Here is a 4,844-nt window from a genome sequence, read left to right on the forward strand (position 1 = left end):
CATTACGGCAAGACTGCTGGATACGAACTGGCGTCGGCTCACGCGGAAACGTTGGGGCATTTGAGTTCCTGGAACTGGTACTTGAGATTGTCGGTCAAAGCGAGCCTCGATTTCTCTCGACACTTGGCCGAATGTATCAAGAAATGCTGGTTTGAACTACGAAGTACAAAGGGAGCGCAGCAGAGATATCGGAAACAGGAACGTACCGGTCGACCGCAGGTGAATGCAGGCCAGCCGTGGTCCGCGAGTTCCCTATCAGCAGGAGACCGAAGGGGGAGGACGGGGATTGCCGAGCCTGACCAGCTCTGCCCAACCTCAACGAGTTTCCGCTGCCAATCATGCCGGAGGGAAGATGGGGAATCGAAGGGGTTAGCTTTCTTGTCTACGGCTTCGTGCAATGTGTACTGGAAATGGATATAGTTTTCCGAAGCGAGTTCTCGCTTCCGGCAGCACAGGCGTCCAAACTTCCCTTCGGCGATGATATGAAAATCGTAACGATCTGTGATCAGCTCAGTGGTTCCACCGCCCGAATTCTGCCCGAACTGGGATTCAACTGCTTTGAGTTTCGAGCGTCTGTCGAGGGGACCATGGTCGATGTGCTCGACGCAGTCCCCGGATTCGAACAGGGACAGCAAAAGCCTAGCGGAAGTGGCATTCCCATCTTGTTCCCATTTCCCAATCGGATCCGCGCAGGACGATTCAACTGGAAGGGCAAAGAATATGTCCTGCCAGGGACAGACAAATGGGGTAACGCGATCCACGGACTGTGCATGGACCGCCCATGGCGCGTCGTCCGGCAGGAAGCGAATTCCGTGAAAGGGCAGTTTCACCTGAGTGTGGACGCTCCCGATCGACTTCCCCTGTGGCCGGGGGATTTCATCATTGAAGTCGTGTACGAACTGGTTCGAGCCCGATTACTGTCTCGATTCCGCATCTTTAATCCCACCAGCGATCCTCTACCGTGGGGACTCGGGACACATCCTTATTTCAAACTCCCGCTCACCTCGACCAGCCGCTACGAAGACTGCCTCGTCGAGGTACCGGCCCGCGAGCGATGGGAACTCATCGACTGTCTGCCGACCGGAAAGCGATTGGCCGTTGACGAGTCGACTGACCTTCGGGACGGAGCCTATCTCAGTACACTTAAGCTGGACGATGTTTACACCGGCATCGACTGTCATCGCCCTCAGTTCGAATGCCTGGTGATGGACGAGAGTGCTGGTCTGCAAGTCGCCCTGACCGTCCCACCTGTGTTTCGCGAAATTGTGGCGTTTACTCCCCCGAATCGTTCGGCTGTTTGCCTTGAACCGTATACATGTCCAACTGATGCGGTAAACTTGCAGACGACAGGATTGGATGTCGGCTGGCGGGTGCTGGGACCGGGCCAGGAGTTTCATACGTGGATCGACTTGTCGGTGGGAACCGTCATCGTATGAGGAAATGAGAACACTCATGTCGAAATGCAGCTTGCGAACGATCGTTGCCGTAACCGCTTGCGTCGGTTTTTTCGCCGGAATCGCCGGTCCTTTCCACTCCAGCATCGCTCTTGCTCAGCAGACGCAACCGAAGACAGATCCCTCGACCAATCCAGAGGAATTCCGAGCCCTGGTCGAACGAATCAGCAAGCTGGAATCGGAAGTTGAGCGACTGAAAAAGGGGACGCCAGTTGCTGCCGGGACAGACGCCCAGGTTCTGGCCATGCTCGACGTGGCACACCTGGGTCTGTTCTACTCAGGCAACGGCCAGACCCGTTTTCTGGCGTTGCACGTCCTGCTCGCCAATACGACCCGAAATTCCTATACCATCGCTCGGGACCAGATTATTGCCGAGATCGACGGAGAAGAACGGAAACTAGTCGATCTGCCTCAGCAACTGCAGAACTACACCGTTCAATCCGGCAAGCAGCATTTTCAAATCTCGGCCATGAAACCCCAGAAGGAGTGGAAACTCCCTTCAGGCGGGCAGACCGGGATCTGGCTCGTCTACGCTGACTTACCGCTGGGCCCCAACGTCCCCAAGTGTCTCATTAAAGTGAAGCTGGGAGACGACACTAAAGAAATCAACGTCAACGAATTACAACGGGCTCAACTGAGTCTTGAGGTAGAGCGGATTGGTCCGCGTGAGTCGCTGGCCCTGATGACCATTGGCGGGGCGATCAACAGTTTTAATGCTGGCACATTCGTTGATGAACTCGACAAACTCGTCGCTCAGAAAGTCGCTCGCGTCGTCGTCCGCTGGATTGATGGTGCGAGTCCGCCCGACCCACAGTTGATGAATTGGCTTCAGTCCGCCGCCGCCGGCAACGCAGGCAATCCGAACGCCAACCAGATGTTTCCCATGATCCCGTCAGCGATCCGTGAGTTTCACCTGACGGAGTTTCCTGTCAGTGATGAGATAGCAAGTCGAGGGGGATCAGGATACGGATTGAGGTCCACTGGTCAGGTACGTCTCCACAAATCATCGGCGGAAGCCGTCGGTGCCGCGCTCAGGACAGCATACCTCGCACTCCCCAGAGACGAACTGCTCAACGAAATTCGTACCGGCAACCCGCTCTCCCGAGCGGCCGCACTGGCCTACGGCGGTGGACGATTGAGTGTCGAAAATCTGCCGCAGATTTTTGAATGGGCCGAAGACAAAGATCCGGAGTTGCAGAAGGCCGCCCTCCAGGCGCTTAGTCACTTCGGCGAGCCTGAAGCGATTGAGAAACTGGTTCTCTACGCCAAGCGAAATGTCGACCCGTTGTCGACTTCGGCGATTGAAAGTCTTGCAGGTTCGCGTTTCGGTGCGGCGCACGACGCACTTCTGGTGCTATTGAAAAATGAACCTGCTGAGTCTCGCAAGAAAATCGTGCAAGTGCTGGCGAAGTACCCACGTCCCATCTGGTCTGATGCGCTCTATGAATTTGTGACGAACGCACCTGCAAACATGGATGTGGAATCATTAAAAGCCCTGGTCCAGGTTGGACACCCCCAACTGGTCGAGGTGCTGGAGCGGGCCCTGCGGTCGCCGGACAAGCAAATTCGAGATCTGGCATTCCAGACCCTGTCGCAACGGAACGATCAACGCAGCGAAACACTCGCGATCGACTATGCGCTCAAAGTCTTGGATCAAGGACCTCCCGATTCGAACGTCGTTCAGTTGCTGTCACGCACACGGGATGTCCGAGCGGTCCCTTTGCTGCTGAAGCAACTTGATTCAGGAAACGATCGGGTCACGACCATCAATCTGCTGTTGCAGTTGGGTGATCAGGAAGTCGCTGACAAGCTCGTCGCCAAGTACCCCTCGTTGAACAACAACGAGAAAGTCCAGGTTCTCCAGGGACTGAAGCTGTTTCGGCATTCGAAGTTCCGTGACCTTTGCGGCGAGGCTCTGCTTTCAAACGACAATCAGCTTGTCTCAACCGCCGCAACCGCTTTGACACTCGATGGGCATCCGGACGGAGAAAAACTGCTGATCAGTGCGGTGGAAAAGCAGCGCATGAATCACCTGCTGGGCAATATCATGAACGCGCTGGCAAACTTCGGAACGCCAACCGCTCGTGCGGCACTCATCAAGGCACGCGATTCAGGCGAAACCAACAAGCGGAACTACGCCAATTCGGCACTGCTCACCCTTCGTCAACGCTCTCCCGGATTTCAATATTCCGCCCAGGGAGACATGTTCAGCAAGAATCAGCAGGAAAAAGAGGCGATGGAAGCATACGACCTCGCCCTGCAACTCGACTCGGAACTTCCGGAAGCCTATCTCGGGCGCGGCCAGTTGCTGCTGAAGAAAGAGAAATTTGCGGAAGCATGCAAAGATTTTGAGAAGGTCATTGAGCTGAAGCACGAGCCTCTCTTTCCGGGCGAATTTGTGACCAGCCTGGCGATTGCCCGCATCGGCGATGGGCGTGTTGAGGAAGGTCTGACTTACCTCGAAGAACATCGCCCCTCGGAAGAAGTCCGTGATCCCAATCGGAAAGCACTTCGCGCACTGTTCCTTTACAACGCCGCGTGTGCCTATTCGCGAGCGTTTGAGCAGGCCGAAAAGCGAACCGACTTGCCCGACCGGGACATTCTTCGCGAAAAGTATCGTACACAGGCGGTGACGGACCTCCGTGAGTCCATCAAGAACGGCTTCGACGACTTCGCCTGGATGGCCAAAGATCCTGACTTCAAGCCAATTCACGAAGATCCCGAGTTCAAGAAGATTCTGGCCGAAAAGCCGCAGGACAAGACGGAAAAGAAAGAAGCTGAGTAACTCTCGAGCGGATCCCGCAAGTGTCTTATTGGCGCATTAACATCGGCGATCCATGTTTCCGCAGTATCCAAAGGGCAGGGGACCGACGGGGCACGATGAGTCTGTTCGTCGCATGGAATTTGGACAAGAAACATGCTTGCCGAGATCTTGAAGAAGTTCCCCCTGCATTCGTCGGAAGGTGTTTTCGCGTAGTCAAGTACCGCGATTGACTGCCGTTCGACAGATTACCGGCAGTCAATCGCAGCAGTTGCCACGTATTTGCATCACTCTGCGGGCTTCGTCGCGGGCTCCGTCTTGAGGAATGCCAGCGAAAATGTTTCACCTGACTTGATCGTTCCCGGTTTGATCAAGCCAATCTCTCCCATCTGGTCAGTCAAGGTCTGCCAGCGTTCGGCTGTCATCATGCCGAGCTGAGACTCGTCAAAACCCGTCGGGAGACACAGGGGCCGCAACGCGCTAACCCCATAGGCGAGGATCTCCATCCCCATCTCCGGGTTTTGCTCGTGGATGTACTTGTTCGTCTGGTCGGGTTCAGCAAGGTACTTTTTCCAGCCCTTGATGGAAGCCCGCGTCATTCTGGCCACCAGATCAGGTTTCTGGCTTAC

At 55.4% G+C, this 4,844-nt stretch carries 2 protein-coding genes and 1 pseudogene; 2 read left to right on the plus strand and 1 reads right to left on the minus strand.

All coding sequences use genetic code 11. The features are described from left to right. Nucleotides 1-410: 410 nt before the first annotated feature. Both VGE80_RS18020 and VGE80_RS18025 read left to right on the plus strand, forming a co-directional pair. Complete coding sequence (locus VGE80_RS18020) at nucleotides 411-1,436, plus strand: aldose 1-epimerase (RefSeq protein WP_373652001.1); 1,026 nt, start codon at nucleotides 411-413, stop codon at nucleotides 1,434-1,436. 16 nt (nucleotides 1,437-1,452) lie between these two features. Continuing rightward, on the plus strand, nucleotides 1,453-4,239 hold the full coding sequence (locus VGE80_RS18025; protein WP_440593629.1) for a HEAT repeat domain-containing protein: 2,787 nt from the start codon (nucleotides 1,453-1,455) through the stop codon (nucleotides 4,237-4,239). A 263-nt stretch (nucleotides 4,240-4,502) separates the two neighbouring features. Here VGE80_RS18025 and VGE80_RS18030 read toward each other — a convergent pair. After that, nucleotides 4,503-4,844: pseudogene (locus VGE80_RS18030) on the minus strand (ABC transporter substrate-binding protein); the annotation flags it as partial.

Origin of the sequence: Schlesneria sp., from assembly GCF_036405755.1 — a bacterium.
Lineage (GTDB): Bacteria > Planctomycetota > Planctomycetia > Planctomycetales > Planctomycetaceae > Schlesneria > Schlesneria sphaerica.